This window comes from Pedobacter faecalis, from assembly GCF_030182585.1.
Taxonomy (GTDB): Bacteria; Bacteroidota; Bacteroidia; order Sphingobacteriales; family Sphingobacteriaceae; genus Pedobacter; species Pedobacter faecalis.
On record NZ_JARXOW010000001.1, the window covers coordinates 1,754,050 to 1,771,711 of the forward strand.

29 protein-coding genes are annotated in these 17,662 nt (G+C 41.7%); 1 reads left to right on the forward strand and 28 read right to left on the reverse strand.

The features are described from left to right. Positions 1–20: 20 nt before the first annotated feature. Positions 21–920, forward strand: a complete 900-nt coding sequence (locus QEP07_RS07855) for a nucleotidyltransferase family protein (RefSeq protein WP_256003879.1) — start codon at positions 21–23, stop codon at positions 918–920. A gap of 52 nt (positions 921–972) precedes the next feature. Here the strand turns inward: QEP07_RS07855 and dnaK are convergent, their stop codons facing one another. The 28 genes from dnaK to rplB form a co-directional block, all read right to left on the reverse strand. Then, positions 973–2,892 (reverse strand): molecular chaperone DnaK, encoded by a 1,920-nt coding sequence (dnaK, locus tag QEP07_RS07860; protein WP_256003877.1) that lies wholly within the window; start codon positions 2,890–2,892, stop codon positions 973–975. A gap of 150 nt (positions 2,893–3,042) precedes the next feature. Then, positions 3,043–4,233: a class I SAM-dependent methyltransferase gene (locus QEP07_RS07865; RefSeq protein ID WP_285009350.1), complete on the reverse strand. Its 1,191-nt coding sequence runs from the start codon at positions 4,231–4,233 to the stop codon at positions 3,043–3,045. Between the two features lie 86 nt (positions 4,234–4,319). Further along, positions 4,320–4,859: a 50S ribosomal protein L17 gene (gene rplQ, locus QEP07_RS07870; RefSeq protein ID WP_256003872.1), complete on the reverse strand. Its 540-nt coding sequence runs from the start codon at positions 4,857–4,859 to the stop codon at positions 4,320–4,322. Between the two features lie 87 nt (positions 4,860–4,946). Then, entirely contained in the window at positions 4,947–5,939 is a 993-nt protein-coding gene (locus QEP07_RS07875) for a DNA-directed RNA polymerase subunit alpha (protein ID WP_256003871.1), read from the reverse strand. A 71-nt stretch (positions 5,940–6,010) separates the two neighbouring features. After that, positions 6,011–6,619 (reverse strand): 30S ribosomal protein S4, encoded by a 609-nt coding sequence (gene rpsD / locus QEP07_RS07880; protein WP_256003870.1) that lies wholly within the window; start codon positions 6,617–6,619, stop codon positions 6,011–6,013. A gap of 64 nt (positions 6,620–6,683) precedes the next feature. Next, on the reverse strand, positions 6,684–7,073 hold the full coding sequence (gene rpsK / locus QEP07_RS07885; RefSeq protein WP_256003869.1) for a 30S ribosomal protein S11: 390 nt from the start codon (positions 7,071–7,073) through the stop codon (positions 6,684–6,686). Between the two features lie 20 nt (positions 7,074–7,093). Continuing rightward, positions 7,094–7,471: a 30S ribosomal protein S13 gene (gene rpsM / locus QEP07_RS07890; RefSeq protein WP_256003868.1), complete on the reverse strand. Its 378-nt coding sequence runs from the start codon at positions 7,469–7,471 to the stop codon at positions 7,094–7,096. Between the two features lie 83 nt (positions 7,472–7,554). Further along, entirely contained in the window at positions 7,555–7,671 is a 117-nt protein-coding gene (gene rpmJ, locus QEP07_RS07895; protein WP_107214554.1) for a 50S ribosomal protein L36, read from the reverse strand. A 2-nt stretch (positions 7,672–7,673) separates the two neighbouring features. Next, positions 7,674–7,892, reverse strand: a complete 219-nt coding sequence (infA, locus tag QEP07_RS07900) for a translation initiation factor IF-1 (protein WP_048907428.1) — start codon at positions 7,890–7,892, stop codon at positions 7,674–7,676. Positions 7,893–7,962: 70 nt separating this feature from the next. Then, positions 7,963–8,748, reverse strand: coding sequence for a type I methionyl aminopeptidase (gene map / locus QEP07_RS07905; protein ID WP_285009351.1), 786 nt, complete (start codon positions 8,746–8,748; stop codon positions 7,963–7,965). A 1-nt stretch (position 8,749) separates the two neighbouring features. Next, the gene (secY, locus tag QEP07_RS07910; protein ID WP_256003863.1) at positions 8,750–10,084 is read right to left on the reverse strand and encodes a preprotein translocase subunit SecY; all 1,335 of its coding nucleotides are present in this window, start codon (positions 10,082–10,084) and stop codon (positions 8,750–8,752) included. Between the two features lie 3 nt (positions 10,085–10,087). Further along, positions 10,088–10,534, reverse strand: coding sequence for a 50S ribosomal protein L15 (gene rplO / locus QEP07_RS07915; RefSeq protein ID WP_256003860.1), 447 nt, complete (start codon positions 10,532–10,534; stop codon positions 10,088–10,090). Positions 10,535–10,642: 108 nt separating this feature from the next. Beyond that, positions 10,643–10,822 (reverse strand): 50S ribosomal protein L30, encoded by a 180-nt coding sequence (gene rpmD, locus QEP07_RS07920; RefSeq protein ID WP_256003858.1) that lies wholly within the window; start codon positions 10,820–10,822, stop codon positions 10,643–10,645. Positions 10,823–10,826: 4 nt separating this feature from the next. Next, positions 10,827–11,345 carry a 30S ribosomal protein S5 gene (gene rpsE / locus QEP07_RS07925; RefSeq protein ID WP_256003856.1) on the reverse strand — a complete coding sequence of 173 codons (519 nt, stop codon included), beginning with the start codon at positions 11,343–11,345 and terminating at the stop codon, positions 10,827–10,829. A 17-nt stretch (positions 11,346–11,362) separates the two neighbouring features. Beyond that, positions 11,363–11,716 carry a 50S ribosomal protein L18 gene (gene rplR / locus QEP07_RS07930; protein ID WP_256003854.1) on the reverse strand — a complete coding sequence of 118 codons (354 nt, stop codon included), beginning with the start codon at positions 11,714–11,716 and terminating at the stop codon, positions 11,363–11,365. A 5-nt stretch (positions 11,717–11,721) separates the two neighbouring features. After that, positions 11,722–12,279: a 50S ribosomal protein L6 gene (rplF, locus tag QEP07_RS07935; RefSeq protein ID WP_256003852.1), complete on the reverse strand. Its 558-nt coding sequence runs from the start codon at positions 12,277–12,279 to the stop codon at positions 11,722–11,724. 16 nt (positions 12,280–12,295) lie between these two features. Then, positions 12,296–12,694, reverse strand: a complete 399-nt coding sequence (gene rpsH / locus QEP07_RS07940; protein ID WP_256003849.1) for a 30S ribosomal protein S8 — start codon at positions 12,692–12,694, stop codon at positions 12,296–12,298. A gap of 90 nt (positions 12,695–12,784) precedes the next feature. After that, positions 12,785–13,054: a 30S ribosomal protein S14 gene (rpsN, locus tag QEP07_RS07945; protein ID WP_256003846.1), complete on the reverse strand. Its 270-nt coding sequence runs from the start codon at positions 13,052–13,054 to the stop codon at positions 12,785–12,787. After that, complete coding sequence (gene rplE / locus QEP07_RS07950) at positions 13,054–13,620, reverse strand: 50S ribosomal protein L5 (RefSeq protein ID WP_256003844.1); 567 nt, start codon at positions 13,618–13,620, stop codon at positions 13,054–13,056. Before rplE ends, rpsN begins: the two co-directional genes overlap by 1 nt. Further along, positions 13,620–13,958, reverse strand: coding sequence for a 50S ribosomal protein L24 (rplX, locus tag QEP07_RS07955; RefSeq protein ID WP_256003842.1), 339 nt, complete (start codon positions 13,956–13,958; stop codon positions 13,620–13,622). The genes rplE and rplX overlap by 1 nt, the downstream gene beginning before the upstream one ends. A gap of 1 nt (position 13,959) precedes the next feature. After that, entirely contained in the window at positions 13,960–14,328 is a 369-nt protein-coding gene (gene rplN, locus QEP07_RS07960) for a 50S ribosomal protein L14 (protein ID WP_008244575.1), read from the reverse strand. 1 nt (position 14,329) lies between these two features. Next, the gene (rpsQ, locus tag QEP07_RS07965; RefSeq protein ID WP_133556531.1) at positions 14,330–14,584 is read right to left on the reverse strand and encodes a 30S ribosomal protein S17; all 255 of its coding nucleotides are present in this window, start codon (positions 14,582–14,584) and stop codon (positions 14,330–14,332) included. A 13-nt stretch (positions 14,585–14,597) separates the two neighbouring features. Beyond that, entirely contained in the window at positions 14,598–14,807 is a 210-nt protein-coding gene (gene rpmC, locus QEP07_RS07970; RefSeq protein WP_256003840.1) for a 50S ribosomal protein L29, read from the reverse strand. Positions 14,808–14,879: 72 nt separating this feature from the next. Further along, on the reverse strand, positions 14,880–15,302 hold the full coding sequence (gene rplP, locus QEP07_RS07975) for a 50S ribosomal protein L16 (protein ID WP_041878515.1): 423 nt from the start codon (positions 15,300–15,302) through the stop codon (positions 14,880–14,882). 36 nt (positions 15,303–15,338) lie between these two features. Continuing rightward, complete coding sequence (rpsC, locus tag QEP07_RS07980; RefSeq protein WP_256003839.1) at positions 15,339–16,175, reverse strand: 30S ribosomal protein S3; 837 nt, start codon at positions 16,173–16,175, stop codon at positions 15,339–15,341. A 5-nt stretch (positions 16,176–16,180) separates the two neighbouring features. Further along, positions 16,181–16,543 carry a 50S ribosomal protein L22 gene (gene rplV / locus QEP07_RS07985; protein WP_256003836.1) on the reverse strand — a complete coding sequence of 121 codons (363 nt, stop codon included), beginning with the start codon at positions 16,541–16,543 and terminating at the stop codon, positions 16,181–16,183. Between the two features lie 7 nt (positions 16,544–16,550). Then, positions 16,551–16,817, reverse strand: a complete 267-nt coding sequence (gene rpsS, locus QEP07_RS07990) for a 30S ribosomal protein S19 (RefSeq protein WP_008244581.1) — start codon at positions 16,815–16,817, stop codon at positions 16,551–16,553. Beyond that, on the reverse strand, positions 16,817–17,641 hold the full coding sequence (gene rplB / locus QEP07_RS07995) for a 50S ribosomal protein L2 (RefSeq protein WP_256003833.1): 825 nt from the start codon (positions 17,639–17,641) through the stop codon (positions 16,817–16,819). The genes rpsS and rplB overlap by 1 nt, the downstream gene beginning before the upstream one ends. Between the last annotated feature and the right edge of the window lie 21 nt (positions 17,642–17,662).

A 17,662-nucleotide genomic window follows, 5' to 3' on the forward strand; every position in this document is an offset into this window, starting at 1 on the left:
CATTAAAATAAATTTAACAAATGAAACCAACTTTACTAATACTGGCAGCCGGAATGGCAAGCCGGTACGGAAGCATGAAGCAGATAGATGGCTTCGGCCCCAATGGAGAAACAATTATAGACTACTCAATTTTTGACGCAATCAGAGCCGGTTTTGGTAAGGTTGTTTTTATTATAAAGGAGGAATTCCACGAAAACTTTAAATCAATCTTTGATCCCAAATTGAAGGACAGGATAGAGGTGGACTATGTGTTCCAGAATTTCGACTTGAAGCAATTCGGAATTGAAGAAGAAATACCTCGTGAGAAACCCTGGGGAACTGCTCATGCCATTCTTTCTGGAAGAAAGGTTGTAAAAGAACCGTTTTGCGTTATCAATGCTGATGATTTCTACGGCTTTGACGCATTCGAAAAAATGGCCCATTTTCTTACAGCTGAAACGGATGATCAGAGGTATGCCATTGTCGGATATCAGATTGGTAAAACGCTTTCTGAATTCGGATCGGTGTCGCGCGGCGTATGCAAAACCAATGAAGCAGGGTTCCTTGAAGATATTACTGAACGGACCCAAGTATATAAAAAAGAGAACACGATCGTTTATCTGGAGAATGAGGTAGAGCATCCTCTGAGTTATGAAACCCCTGTCTCTATGAATTTCTGGGGATTTACGCCCGCCGTTTTCCCGTACACGGAGAATATGTTCAGAACCTTTGCGCTTGAGAATAAGGACAAACCTAAAGCGGAATTTTTTATTCCATTGATTGGAGAAACGTTAGTCAAGTCAGGCCAGGCAAGTTTTAAGGTAATTCCCACAGACAGCCAGTGGTTTGGCGTAACTTATAAAGAAGATAAGCCATTTGTGCAGGACAGCATCAATGCTTTAATAAGCGAGGGCACATACCCGGAAAGTCTCTGGAACTAAAAAGAGCGTTTACAAAAAAAAAGCCCCGGGAATATCCTGGGGCTTTTTTTGATTACTTTTTATCGTCTTTAACTTCTTCGAAATCAACATCAGTAACATTATCACCTCCGTTGCCTGCGCCATCCTGTGGCTGACCAGACGCCGAATCTCCGGCCGGAGCACCAGGTTCCTGACCTGCCTTATACATTTCTTCCGAAGCGGCATTCCAAGCTGCCTGAAGTTCTTGTTGGGCAGAATCGATATCTGCGAAGTTTCTGGCAGCATGAGCATCCTTCAGCTTTTGTAGACCAGCTTCGATGGTCGACTTTTTATCCGCAGACAGTTTATCGCCGAACTCTTTAAGCTGCTTCTCTGTGGAGAAAATCAATGCATCCGCACTGTTAATTTTCTCTGCTTCTTCTTTGGCAGCTTTATCAGATTCTGCATTTCTTTCTGCCTCCTCCTTCATACGTTTGATTTCCTCATCAGTCAATCCGGAGGACGCCTCGATACGTATCTTTTGTTCCTTTCCAGTTGCCTTATCTTTTGCGCTAACATGTAAAATACCGTTTGCATCTATATCGAAAGCAACCTCAATCTGTGGAACTCCCCTAGGCGCAGGTGGAATACCATCCAAGATAAACCTACCAATGGTCCGGTTTTGAGCTGCCATTGGACGCTCGCCTTGGAGAATATGTATTTCCACCGATGGCTGATTATCTGCAGCTGTTGAGAACGTTTCCGCTTTCTTAGACGGAATAGTAGTGTTGGCTTCAATGAGCTTAGTCATCACACCACCCATAGTTTCGATACCTAATGATAGCGGCGTAACATCAAGAAGCAAAACGTCTTTTACTTCTCCCGTAAGAACCCCTCCCTGAATTGCTGCACCGATTGCCACAACCTCATCAGGGTTCACACCCTTAGACGGCTCTTTCCCGAAGAACGCCTTTACAGCGTCTTGAATAGCAGGAATACGTGTCGAACCACCAACTAATATAATCTCATCTATATCACTGGTTTTCAAGCCAGCATTTTTTAAAGCCGATTTACATGGTTCGATCGTACGATTTACAAGATCTGAAGCCAATTGCTCAAATTTTGCGCGGCTTAACGACCGCACCAAATGTTTCGGCCCTGTCGCATCGGCAGTAATATAAGGTAAGTTGATCTCAGTTGTAGTTGTGCTGGAAAGTTCAATTTTAGCCTTTTCAGCAGCTTCCTTCAAGCGCTGAAGCGCCATCGGGTCCTGATGAAGATCCATTCCGTTTTCAGTCTTAAATTCTTCTGCCAGCCATTCAATGATCACATGATCAAAGTCGTCTCCACCCAAATGCGTATCTCCGTCGGTAGATTTTACTTCAAAAACGCCATCGCCTAATTCCAAAACTGACACATCATGTGTACCACCACCACAGTCAAACACAACAATCTTCATGTCCTTATGCGCCTTATCAAGACCATAAGCCAATGCAGCCGCAGTTGGTTCATTAATAATACGCTTCACATTCAACCCAGCGATTTCTCCCGCTTCCTTAGTGGCTTGCCTTTGGGCATCATTAAAATATGCTGGCACAGTGATTACAGCTTCAGAGACCTCCTGACCTAGGAAATCCTCGGCCGTTTTTTTCATCTTCTGCAGAATCATTGCGGATATCTCCTGAGGAGTATATTTCCGGTCGTCAATCTCAACTCTGGGAGTATTGTTATCTCCTTTAACAAGTTTATAAGGAACTCGTGTAGCTTCCTTTGTAACCTCAGCAAAACTGCTCCCCATAAAACGCTTTATAGAGGAAATCGTCTTAGTTGGGTTCGTTATAGCCTGCCGTTTTGCCGGCTCCCCTACTTTACGCTCGCCATTTTCTGCAAAAGCCACAATTGAAGGCGTAGTTCTTTTACCTTCACTGTTGGCGATCACAACAGGTTCATTCCCCTCCATCACAGAAACACAAGAATTTGTTGTTCCTAAGTCTATACCAATAATCTTTGACATCCTAATTATATCTTTAATGTTAGAAATCTTTGTTTGCCAGATAATAACAAGCAATGTGCCAATAGACTTTTGTCAGACAAAAAGGGCACGGGAACGGCATGAACCTAGCGCAGCTATTTGCAAACACGTTGATATATGACAGGATGACAGCTATTGCTGCAGAAATGCCCTTTCCAAATAGTGTTCAGTAATGCCGAAGTATCTCTTAAGTGCTGTCAAATCTTCTAAAATAGCAGCCTTACGAGCTACGGATACATTCCCTTTCACGCCTGCAATCAACACATTCTTAGGTGTATGAACGTCAGAGATAAACTCTATAACTTTAACTCTATATCCAAAATATTCCAAAATAAGAACCCGGATAGCATCTGTTAACATCTCTGACTGCCGGTCCATAAAGACCCCATGCCTGGTCAGGGGTGACAGATGATTTCGGACCTTAACCTTCTCCATCTGTCTGCGGACCTGCTTATGGCAACAGGGTGCTACAACAACCAGTTGAGCCCCACACCTTATACCTTTTATTATCGCATCATCGGTCGCCGTGTCGCAGGCATGCAACGCTATTAAAAGGTCAACTGAGTCAGAAGAGAACTCAGCAATCGTGCCCTCCACAAACCTCAATTTATCAAAGGAAGCCTTCTCAGCTATATTATTACATAAGGCTACAAGATCGGCTCTGTATTCAACTCCCGTGACACTAACATCCAGCTTGCGCACATTAATAAGATAGTCATATAAAGCAAAAGTAAGATATCCCTTGCCCGAACCCATGTCACAAACATGCTTTATAGATCCAGAAGGCACAGAACACACCAAACTATCAAGTATCTCTATATATCTGTTAATCTGCCTATACTTATCCTGCCCTGATTTGAGAACCTTGCCTGACTTATCTGTAAGCCCTAACTGTGTTAGATATAGCTGATTCGGGCCAGATTCAATCAACCGTTTTTTAAAACGGTCATGGCTAAGACTAACCTCCCGGGTGAGGTCACTCTGCGACTCACGCAAAGAAACCTTTCCCTTCTTATTCACCTCCAATACAAACTCGCCAGAAGTGCTTAAAACAGTGCATATCCGAAATCCACTAACTACAAACTGCTCCAACAGCGCTATGCCCTCGTCAACAAAAAAATTCTTGAATATATCCCTGGTTTTATAGCGATATGTAAACGCCAACATCTTATGACCCTTAATTAAAACTGGCCGGATATAAATTTTTTTTAACTCAGGCTCTATCCCATGGTAATTACCCAAGGAAGCCTTCACGAAGGCCTCACTAGCAACAACCTGGTGAATTCTTATACGGAACTCTTCAAATATTTCGGGATCAATCATCTGCAACACATTTCCTGCAAAACTAAACATAAAAAAAATGCCCCACTCAAAAGAATGGGGCATTTTTAGAATAGAATATCTATCTCCTATTCTCCTTTGTTCTCATTTGTATTTTCAGAGTCCTTAGTCTCGTCAGCTTCAGCTGCGGCAGCTTCTGTCGAAGCTTCAGCAACCACGGCGTTCGCAACTGATTCAGACTTCTTGGCTTTACTTCTACCACGTCTAGTTGTCTTCTTCTCAACTACCGCAGTATCTTTACCGTAAACTTCATTATAATCAACAAGTTCGATTAATGCCATTTCCGCATTGTCACCCAATCGATTATTTAGCTTAATGATCCTTGTATAACCCCCAGGGCGATTCGCAACCTTAGCAGCAACATCCCGGAATAACTCAGTCACCGTTTCCTTGTCTTGCAAATATCCAAAAACTACACGACGAGAATGCGTAGTATCATTTTTAGACTTTGTAATAATAGGTTCAACATATGTACGCAACGCCTTTGCTTTAGCCAAAGTAGTTGTGATTCTTTTATGTTTAATAAGCGAGGAAGCCATGTTGGCCAACATTGCCTTTCTATGTGAATCTGTTCTTCCTAAGTGGTTTACTTTTTTACCGTGTCTCATTTTTTAATGTTTCAGCGTATACCGTCTCTTTGAATCTAATACGAGGGAATTATACGCTATTTATAATATAGTTAATTAACTTAAAGCCTATTCCTCGTCTAATTTGAATTTGGCCAGGTTCATACCGAAAGACAAACTCTTAGACTTAACGAGTTCCTGAATTTCAGTGAGAGATTTTTTGCCAAAGTTCCTGAACTTAAGCATGTCAGCCACATCATATGAGACTAAATCCGCTAAAGTTCTAATGTCGGCGGCCTTCAAACAGTTAAGGGCTCTCACAGACAAATCTAAGTCTACCAGCTCAGTCTTGAGTATCTTACGCATATGTAGGATCTCTTCATCCACTTCCTTGGTTTCCTCCTTAGCCTGAGACTCCAAAACAAGATTCTCGTCAGAGAACAGCATAAAGTGCTGAATTAAAATCTTAGCTGCCTCCTTGAGTGCCTCTTCAGGATGGATAGAACCATCGGTGGAGATATCTAAAACTAACTTTTCGTAATCCGTTTTTTGTTCTACACGATAATTCTCGATCGTATACTTCACGTTCTTCATCGGTGTGAAGATAGAATCAATAGCAATCACCCCAACAACCGCATCACTGACCTTATTTTCTTCTGCCGGCACATAACCGCGGCCCTTGTTAATCGTCATCTCAACTTCCAAAGTGACAGACTTCTCCATATTGCATATTACAAAATCAGGATTTAGCACTTCGAAATTATTTGAGAACCTCGTGATATCGCCGGCAAGAAACTGGTCTTGTGCGCTTATCACAATAAATATCTTTTCTGTATCACCTGAATCACCCACCTTCTTAAAACGAACCTGCTTAAGGTTCAGGATAATTTCAGTAAGATCCTCAACAACACCTTTGATAGTAGAAAACTCATGAGAAACGCCAGAAAAACGAATGCTCGTAATGGCATAACCCTCCAAAGAAGAAAGTAAGATTCTCCTCAAGGCATTACCAATTGTTACACCGAAACCAGGTTCTAATGGACGAAATTCAAATGTACCGTCGAAATCAGTCGATTTCTGCATGATCACCTTATCGGGTTTTTGAAAAGCTAAGATTGCCATTTATAATGTTTTTAGATCGTTATTAATTTGTGCAAACAAGAATTAATTGCCCTAAGGCAATCAATTCTTTATTACTTAGAGTATAACTCTACTATTAGGTTTTCTTTAATATTTTCAGGAATCTCGTCACGATTTGGATATGCTAAAAATTTACCTGACAAATCAGCCGCATCCCAGTCCAACCAATTGAACTTGTTAATCACCCGGCCTGCAACTGAATTAGTAATCGACTCCAGGCTCTTAGATTTTTCGCGAACTGCAACGACATCTCCTGCTCTCAACTGATAAGACGGGATGTTCACAACTTCGCCGTTGACAGTGATATGCTTGTGACTCACCAGCTGACGTGCACCGGCACGAGTTGGAGCAATTCCCAGTCTGTATACAGTATTATCTAAACGCGCTTCAAGAAGCTGTAATAAATTATCTCCTGTGATACCAGACTTAGATGAAGCTTTAGTAAATAGGTTACGGAATTGACGTTCTAACACTCCGTAGGTGTACTTAACCTTTTGCTTCTCCATTAACTGGACAGCATATTCTGATTGCTTACCTCTACGCTTAGAGACGCCATGCTGACCTGGAGGATAATTCTTTCTATCCAGAACTTTATCAGGGCCAAAAATCGGCTCTCTGAACTTACGGGCTATTTTGGACTTAGGTCCGGTATATCTTGCCATAGTTGTTGTTTTAAAGTATCATGCAGTCTATAACCGCAGACTCTTAGCTTTAAAAAAATATAAATTAAACTCTTCTCTTTTTTGGAGGCCTGCAACCATTATGTGGAAGCGGTGTGATATCCTTAATTGAGGTCACTTCCAAACCGGCAACCTGCAATGTTCTGATAGCAGACTCGCGTCCGGAACCAGGACCCTTTACGAAAACATCTACTTTACGAAGTCCTAAATCAAAAGCTACTTTACCGCAATCTGAAGCGGCCTGACCGGCTGCATACGGTGTATTCTTCTTAGAACCCTTGAATCCCATCTTACCTGCAGATGACCACGAAATCGTCTGACCGTTTACGTTGGTTAAGGTAACGATGATGTTGTTAAAAGTAGCATTGATATGCGCCTGTCCTACAGGCTCAATCACAACAATCCGCTTTTTGGTAACTTTTTTACTTTTAGCCATAATCTTATTAGGTACTACTCTTATTTAGTAGCCTTTTTCTTGTTTGCAACTGTTTTCCTCTTTCCTTTACGGGTACGAGAATTATTTTTAGTACGCTGACCCCGAACAGGCAAGCCCTTTCTGTGACGTAAACCGCGGTAACAGCCTATATCCATCAGACGCTTAATATTCAACTGCACTTCCGAACGCAGAGCCCCCTCTACTTTTACGCCGTCGTTGATAATTGTACGAATAGCAGAAAGCTCATCATCTGACCAATCCTGCACCTTTTTATTGAAATCAATTCCTGCCTCAGACAATATACGCTGAGCAGTTGATCTTCCTATACCGAAAATATAAGTTAACCCAATTTCACCTCTTTTGTTTCTTGGTAAATCAATACCTGATATCCTTGCCATATTTATACTAGTGTTTGATTATTTGACTAAACGACAGATTGAGTAACCTGTACATTTAACCCAATCATACTTTAAATAAGTTCTTAACCCTGACGCTGCTTGTATTTAGGGTTTTTCTTGTTGATCACGTAAAGCTTACCTTTACGACGAATAACCTTACAATCTGCGCTACGCTTTTTAATTGATGACCTAACTTTCATTTTTATTTATATCTATAAGTAATCCTGCCTTTTGATAAATCGTAAGGCGACATCTCCAACTTAACTTTATCCCCGGGTAAAATTTTTATATAATGCATCCGCATCTTACCCGAAATATGTGCAATAATCTCATGCCCGTTTTCCAGCTCTACCCGGAACATAGCATTCGATAACGCTTCCTTTATTACTCCGTCTTGTTCAATCGAGGCCTGTTTAGCCATATAATATTGATTTTTACTTAATTAGCTACCGTTAAATAGGGATGCAAAATTAATAAAAATTTTTAAATAATCACTTTTTTTCTTTTAAAACTTCCTCGATCAAACTGAACGTCGATAAGACGTCCGCGCTACCGCGCTTAACAGCAACGGTATGTTCAAAGTGGGCCGACGGCCTATTGTCCTTAGTCGTTACCGTCCAACCATCCGACCAGAACTTAACAGCTGGGGTACCTGCATTTATCATAGGCTCTATTGCGATCACCATCCCTTCTTCCAACTTAATACCAGAGCCTCTCTTGCCATAATTTGGAACCTCCGGCTTCTCATGCAACTTGATGCCTACACCGTGGCCTACCAGCTCTCTTACTACACCATAGCCATTAGCTTCGGCCAGTTCCTGGATCGCGAAACCGATATCGCCAACTCGCGAACCAACAACTGCCTTTTGAATACCGTTATCAAGGCACTGTCTGGTTACCTCAAGAAGCTTTCGCTTTTCATCACTGATCTCGCCTATAGAGAAGGTGTAAGCAGAATCACCATAATATCCATCCTTTACAACCCCGCAATCTACAGATATAATATCGCCCTCCTGGATGATATAATCACTTGGAAAACCATGAACTACCTGATCATTAGGGGAAATGCACAACGAGTAAGGAAAGCCGTTATAGTTTAAAAACGCTGGAATTGCGCCATGATCCCTTATAAATGCTTCAGCGATCCGATTCAATTCCAACGTAGTAACTCCTGGTGAAATAAGCTTGGCTACCTCCGCCAAGGTCCTAGATACTAACAGGGAACTAGCCCTGATCAGTTCAATTTCCTCAGAAGTTTTATAATATACTCTAGCCATCTTAAACAATGGCCCCGGTACCACCTGCAACTGGCGCGGCGGTTCTGCCTGTAACACGGCCCGTCTTCATCAACCCATCATAGTGACGCATCAAAAGGTAACTTTCAATCTGTTGTAAGGTATCCAATACAACGCCTACTAAAATGAGCAGCGAGGTGCCGCCGTAGAATTGAGCAAATTCCGCTTTTATACCAAACTTCACTGCGATTGAAGGAAGTATAGCAATAATCGCTAGAAATATAGCTCCTGGAAAAGTAATTTTTGATATCACATCATCAATGAAAGAAGACGTGGAGACACCAGGTTTAATTCCTGGAATAAAGCCACCATTCTTCTTCATGTCATCAGACATCTGCGTAGGGTTAACTGTGATGGCTGTATAAAAGAAAGTAAATGCAATAATCAAGAACGCAAAAGTAAGACTGTAGGCCAAAGAAGTGTAGTCACTAAATTGAATAAGCCAAGTCTCCTGTAATGATGGGAAAAACTGGGTTAGCGTTGCGGGAATAAACATCAACGCCTGCGCAAAAATAATTGGCATTACACCCGCGGCATTAACTTTCAGCGGGATATATTGACGGATACCACCAAATTGCCTGTTTCCAACGATTCTTTTAGCATATTGAACTGGAACCTTTCTCACACCCTGTACGATCATTATTGTAAACATCACAACCGCGAACAGGGCCACAATCTCAATCACCAATGCTATAGGACCACCCTCCCCAATAAACCTGGAATTCACTTCTTGTACTAAGGCAACAGGCAAACGCGCGATAATCCCTACCATGATAATGAGTGATATACCATTACCAATGCCTTTATCTGTGATTTTCTCACCAAGCCACATGACAAACAATGTTCCAGCAGCCAGCACAAATGTAGCCAGTATTAAAAACCAGGTGTGGTCAATAACAATGGCTTCCTGAGGCACCTGGGTCTTCACATATCCTACTGCCTGCACAGCAGTGATAGCAACAGTAAGATAGCGTGTAATCTGATTAAGCTTCTTCCGGCCACTCTCTCCCTCTTTCTGCATCTTTTGAAAAGAAGGAACAGCAATACCTAACAGCTGAACTACGATTGAAGCGGAAATATATGGCATAACACCTAATGCCAAAATAGATACCCGCGAGAAAGATCCCCCGGCGAACATATCTAACAGCCCTAAAAGACCGGACTTTTGATTATCTCCTAATAAATTAGCATCGACACCCGGCAAAACCACATGCGACACGAATCTGTAGATCAACAAAATGATAAACGTAAACACAATACGTTCCCTCAATTCGTCGATTTTCCAGATATTACTTAAAGTAGTAAACAGCTTTTTCATTAATTACAATTTTTCGATTGAGCCTCCGGCAGCCTCAATTGCCTTCTGAGCACTTGCTGAAAAAGCATGTGCTTTCACATCCAATTTAGCTTTAACTTCACCACGACCTAAGATCTTAACTAGATCGTTCTTGGAAGCCAAACCATGCTGTTGTAAGGTATTAAAATCAAGAACCGTCAAATTAAATTTTTCAGCAAGCTGCTGAAGAACATCCAAATTGACACCCACATACTCAACACGATTTATTGGCTTGAAACCAACTTTAGGAACGCGACGCTGTAAAGGCATTTGTCCTCCTTCAAAACCAATCTTGGTTGAGTGGCCGGAGCGGGAGCCCGCACCCTTATGTCCGCGAGTAGAAGTGCCACCTCTACCCGAACCGGTACCGCGACCAATCCTTTTACTGTTTTTAATAGATCCTGATGCAGGTTTTAAATTACTTAAGTTCATTTTGAAACTCATTAGGCTACCCTTCGCTTTCACTAATCAGGGTAGCGGTTAAACATAAAGGTTGCAAATCTAGTTATATAACTCATATTTGCAACCCTATTATAAAAATTATATACTTTCTACAGCGACCAAATGGTTAACCTTCTTTACCATTCCAATGATAGCAGCATTGGCTTCAACTTCTACGCTTTGATTCAATTTAGTTAAACCAAGCGCTTGCATTGTACGCTTTTGTCTTTCGCTTCTGTCTATAACGCTTTTTATCTGGGTTATCTTTATCTTAGCCATAGTATTATCCGTTAAAAACTTTATTTAAATCAACACCACGGTGCTGAGCAACCGTATATGCATCACGCATCTTTGTTAACGCATCAACGGTAGCCTTAACCACGTTGTGTGGATTTGATGAACCCTTAGACTTTGCTAATACGTTGTGAACGCCTGCACTTTCCAAAACTGCGCGCATCGCACCACCGGCAATAACCCCGGTACCCACAGCAGCAGGCTTAATCAGCACAAAACCACCTGAGAACTTACCAATTTGCTCATGAGGAACTGTTCCATTTAAAAGGGGCACTTTTACCAAGTTCTTTTTAGCGTCGTCTACACCCTTCGCAATCGCCTCAGTTACCTCCTTTGCCTTGCCTAGACCATAGCCAACAATGCCGTTCTCGTCACCGACAACCACAATCGCAGAAAAACTGAATGTACGTCCGCCTTTTGTAACCTTAGCTACCCTCTGTATGCTAACCAAACGATCTTTCAATTCGATTTCGCTAGTCTTAACTCTTTTTATATTAATAGTTGACATTCTTATACTATTTAAAATTAAAATATTAAACCAGCTTCTCGGGCACCTTCAGCAAGGGACTTTACGCGACCATGGTATAGATAACCATTTCTGTCGAAAACAACCTCTTTAACTCCAGCTGCGATAGCTTTCTCAGCAACCAACTTACCTACAGCCACAGACTGTTCAGATTTACTTCCAGATCCGGAAAAATCTTTAGATAAAGACGAAGCTGACACGATTGTGCTACCAGTTACATCGTTAATAACCTGAGCATAGATACCTTTATTGCTTCTATATACTGATAAGCGTGGACGACTTTCAGAACCAACTAATTTTTTCCTGATTCCTTTTTTTATACGATCTCTACGAGATATTTTCTTTCCTGCCATGATTACTATTTTTTAGAAGCTGATTTACCTGCTTTTCTTCTTAACACCTCACCTACGAACTTGATACCTTTACCTTTATATGGCTCTGGCGCACGCAATGACCGTATCTTTGCAGCTACTTGTCCGATAAGTTGCTTATCTATACTTTCCAGAATGATCTTAGGTGTCTGACCTTTCTCAGAAGTCGTAGTAACCTTCACTTCCTGCGGCAACTGAAACACATAATGGTGAGAGAAACCTAAAACAAGGTCCAAAGTATTTCCCTGATTTGTTGCACGATAACCCACGCCTACCAATTCCTGTTCTAACTTGAAGCCGTCTGTAACGCCAACTACCATGTTATTCAACAAGGAGCGATATAACCCGTGCAAAGCTTTGTGTCTTTTTTGCTCTGAAGGACGCTGTACTGTGAGTACACCATCTTCTTGCTTTACAGTGATATCTCTATCTACTGCTTGCGATAATTCTCCTTTAGGTCCCTTTACGGTTACTACGTTATCATTAGCTACCGTAACGGTGACACCTGCGGGGATATTTATTGGGGCTTTTCCTATTCTTGACATTTCGTATTCCTCCTAATTAGTAAACGTGACACAAAACCTCACCACCAACATTTAATTTAGCTGCCTCTTTATCGGTCATAACCCCTTTTGAAGTGGATAAGATAGCGATGCCCAGGCCGTTCAATACCCGAGGCATGTTCTCAACGCCAGCATACTGCCTTAATCCCGGCTTACTAACACGTACCAAGGTACGGATCGCAGACACTTTGGTAATCGCATTATACTTCAACGCAATCTTAATAATTCCTTGAGCTGTCGTATCTTCGAACTTATAGTTAGCGATATAACCCTTATCAAAAAGCACTTTTGTAATTTCCTTTTTGATGTTCGATGCAGGAATCTCTACGATTCTGTGATTTGCCTTAATGGCATTTCTTACTCTTGTAAGATAATCCGCTATTGGATCTGTATTCATGTTTTATTAAATTGTGATAGTGGTTTCCTTCCCGACCATTCAGGACGACCTGCTATCTGTTAATTACTTTGTACGCTTTGTGCTATGGTCTTACCAGCTAGCCTTTCTGACCCCTGGTATTTTTCCTGCCAGAGCCATCTCACGAAACGTTACCCTCGATATACCGAAAGTACGCATATATCCGCGAGGACGGCCTGTCAACTTACAACGATTATGTAAACGCACCGGAGAAGAATTCTTCGGCAGCTTATCTAAGCCTTCATAATCGCCGGCAGCTTTAAGTTCAGCACGTTTTTCCGCATATTTAGCTACCAGTCTCTGACGCTTAATTTCGCGGGCTTTTACTCCTTCTCTTGCCATTATTGATTTGTATTTTGATTTTTAAAAGGTAATCCAAACTGTTTTAATAACTCAAGTGCTTCAACGTCTGAAGTTGCTGTCGTTACAAAGGTAATATCCATGCCTAGAATCTTATTAATCTTGTCTATATTGATCTCAGGGAAAATGATCTGCTCAGTAATACCTAATGTATAATTGCCCTTACCATCGAAACCTTTATCGTTGATTCCTTTGAAATCACGGATACGTGGCAAAGCTACGGAAATTAAACGATCTAAAAACTCATACATGTTATTATCACGCAAAGTAACACGCACACCTACAGGCATACCTTTACGAAGCTTGAAGTTAGAAACGTCCTTTTTCGACTTAGCAGCAACGGCCTGCTGACCAGAAATGGTTGTCATCTCCAAAATAGAGCTATCAACAATCTTCTTGTCTGTTACAGAAAAACGGCCAACCCCCTGGTTGATCGAGATTTTCTCCAACTTTGGAACCTGCATTACACTTTTATAGTTAAACTTGTCTTTCAGTGCAACAACAATTTCCTCTTTATATTTACTTTTTAATCTTGGTACGTAAGCCATTATTTGATCTCCTCTCCTGATTTTTTACTAACCCTAACTAACTTTCCATCAGCATTAAGCTTTCTACCTACACGGGTAATATCACCTGTTTTAGGATCTATCAGCGCTACATTGGAAATATGAAGAGTAGCTTCCTTTTTAATTATGCCACCGTTAGGTGTAGCAGCATTAGGTTTCGTATGTTTTGACACAAGGTTCACGCCTTCAACAAGCACTCTGCTCTTAATTGCATCTACTGAAAGGACTTTACCTTGCTGACCCTTAGAGTCGCCTGCTATAACCTTTACTAAGTCGCCCTTACGGATCCTAACTTTGGGTTTAGTTACTTTATTTTTCATGTTATAATACCTCCGGTGCTAATGATACAATCTTCATAAACTGCTTTTCACGCAATTCTCTCGCAACCGGACCAAAAATACGTGTTCCACGCGGCTCGTCCTGTGCGTTTAGCAATACTGCGGCATTGTCATCAAAGCGGATATACGAACCGTCCTTACGTCTGATTTCTTTCTTTGTTCTAACAACAACTGCTTTAGAAACTGTCCCCTTCTTAATGTTTCCTGAAGGCAACGCGCTTTTTACGGTAACAACAATTTTATCACCAATCGAAGCATAGCGTTTTCCGGTACCACCCAGTACACGGATTACCAACACTTCCTTTGCACCGCTATTATCGGCTACATTTAATCTTGATTCCTGTTGTACCATCTTATTTAGCCCTCTCTAAAATTTGTACCAATCTCCAGTTCTTGTTTTTACTCAGCGGACGGGTTTCCATGATCAATACAGTATCTCCGATTCCGCAATCATTCTTCTCGTCATGAGCCATAAATTTGGTAGTTTTCTTAACAAACTTACCATAGATCGGGTGCTTAACTTTACGTTCAACAGCTACAACAACAGACTTATCCATCTTATTGCTCACTACCAACCCGGTTCTTGTTTTTCTTAATTGTCTTTCCATTTCGACTCTAAAGTTATTTAGTTTCAGTAGCAGACTCGGCCTTCCGCCTGGTCACTTCAGTGTTTAATCGGGCTATGTTTTTCCTTACCAACTTAATTCTGGAAGGATTCTCAATAGCCGAAATTGTGTGAGCAAATTTCAACTTAACCAAGTTTTCCTTTTCTTCTGCAATCCTTGCTACTAGTTCTTCCTTTGAAAGCCCTGTGATTTCTGAGTTTTTCATCTTATTAGTTTTTATGTTTGAGCCTAGCGGTTATAATAACAAGTTACTTACAACATTCAACTCAAAATCATTCTATGCTTCTACGTAATCTCTACGTACTACAAATTTTGTTTGGATAGGTAGTTTTTGAGCCGCAAGTCTCATTGCCTCTTTAGCAACTTCCAACGGCACGCCCTCAGCTTCAAAAATGATGCGTCCCGGCCTAACAACTGCTACCCAATATTCAGGAGCACCTTTACCTTTACCCATACGTACTTCAGCTGGCTTCTTAGTAACCGGCTTATCCGGGAAAATCCTAATCCAAACCTGGCCTTCACGTTTCATGAAACGAGTTACCGCAATACGGGCTGCTTCTATCTGACGGCTTGTTATCCAAGTCGCTTCTAAAGATTTAATCCCGAAAGATCCGAATGACAATTCAGCACCACGAGTTGCTAAACCTTTCATTCTGCCCTTTTGCATCTTTCTGAACTTCGTTCTCTTTGGCTGTAACATTTTATCTTATATTATCGTTAAACGATCTGTTTACTACTACTTGCGCGGACCTCTGTTTTGACCTCCGCCTCTGTTATCTCTTCCAGCGCCAGGGCCAGACTGACCAGGACCTCTTCCACCGCGACCTTTGTCGTTTCTTCTGTCTCCGCCACGATGATCCCTGTCTCTTCCACCAGCGAACCCACCTTCAGGTCTGCCCTTACCAGGAGCATTATTTGCTGCACCGATGTTTGGAGAAAGATCGCGTTTTCCATAGACTTCGCCTTTGCAGATCCAAACTTTAACCCCGATCTTACCGTAGGTAGTTAAAGCCTCGGCCAAAGCATAGTCAATATCCGCTCGGAAGGTATGCAGAGGAATTCTTCCCTCTTTATACTGTTCGCTACGCGCCATCTCCGCACCACCTAAACGACCAGAGGTCATAATTTTGATGCCTTCGGCGCCCATACGCATTGTGGAAGCAATAGTAGACTTCATCGCTCTACGGAAAGAAATCCTGGCCTCCAACTGCTTTGCTACGCCTTCTGCAACCAATTGGGCATCCAGCTCCGGACGCTTAATTTCAAAGATGTTGATTTGAATTTCCTTCTTGGTAAGCTTCTTCAACTCTTCTTTGATTTTATCTACTTCCTGACCAGCTTTACCGATAACGATACCTGGACGCGCCGTGTGAATTGTAACAGTGATGCGCTTAAGCGTACGTTCGATAACTACTTTAGCTACCCCGCCTTTTGCGATACGCGCCGAAAGATATTTTCTTATTTTTTCGTCCTCAACTAATTTATCAGCATAGTTGTTGCCTCCGAACCAGTTAGAATCCCAACCTTTGATGATTCCTAACCTGTTACCTATTGGATGTGCTTTTTGTCCCATTTCTGTTAATTAGTTTGAGTTTCAACGTTTTTACTATCTACGATCAAAGTTACGTGATTAGAACGCTTACGTATTCTATAACCACGTCCTTGAGGGGCCGGCCTTAACCTTTTCAACTGACGACCGCCGCCAACCATTATAGTTTTCACGTATAATTGGCTTTCTTCAGGGCGAGAACCTTCATTCTTGGATTCCCAGTTCTTGATTGCAGACAATAGTAATTTTTCAACCTTCAATGCTGCTTCCTTATTGGTAAACTTTAATATATGTAAAGCTTTCTCAACGCCCTCTCCTCTGATAAGATCTACAACCAAACGCATTTTACGTGGTGAGGTTGGACAATTGTTTAATTTCGCTACTGCTTCCATCTCTTAATTATTTTTTCTTTTCAGAGTGACCTCTAAATGTTCTGGTTGGAGCAAACTCTCCCAGCTTGTGACCAACCATGTTTTCTGTTACGTATACCGGTATAAACTTATTACCGTTATGTACTGCAAATGTATGACCTACAAAATCTGGAGAGATCATTGATCTGCGTGACCATGTTTTAATGACGGACTTCTTTCCTGAATCATTCATAGAGACAACTTTTTTCTCTACGTTATGGTCAATATAAGGTCCTTTTTTAATTGAACGAGCCATTATTTCTTCCTTTTCTCTATGATGAAACGATTTGAATATTTTTTCAGTGTCCTGGTTTTGAACCCTTTAGCATACATGCCATTTCTTGACCGCGGCTGACCTCCAGATGAGCGTCCTTCACCACCACCCATCGGGTGATCCACTGGGTTCATCGCTACCGGACGTGTTCTAGGTCTGCGACCCAACCACCGCTTACGACCTGCTTTACCCAATACTTCATTAGCGTGATCCGAATTGGATACTGTTCCAATTGTTGCCAGGCAGGTTACCAATATCAACCTTGTTTCACCAGACGGCATTTTTAAAGTAGCATATTTGCCATCACGTGCAGCCAGCTGTGCATAAGCACCGGCGCTCCGTGCCAATTGCGCACCACGCCCCGGATGAATTTCCACGTTGTGGATAATTGAACCCAGAGGGATATTGGCAAGTCTCAATGTATTGCCTAGTTCCGGCGCAGCAGTATCGCCTGAAACAACCTTTTGTCCAACCTGAAGCCCTTCAGGTGCAATAATATAACGCTTCTCACCATCAGCATAATTTAATAATGCGATACGTGCTGTACGGTTAGGATCGTATTCAATAGTAGCAACAGTAGCAGGAATATCAAACTTATCACGTTTAAAATCAATTAAACGATAAGATCTCTTGTGACCACCGCCCATATAGCGCATCGTCATCTTACCTGTATTGTTCCGTCCTCCCGATTTCTTAGAAGATACAACCAATGATTTTTCGGGCTTGGTTGCGGTAATCTCCGTAAAACTGGCACCAACTCTAAAGCGGGTACCCGGAGTAACTGGTTTAAATTTTCTTAAGCCCATAGTTTATATTTATTCAATTCT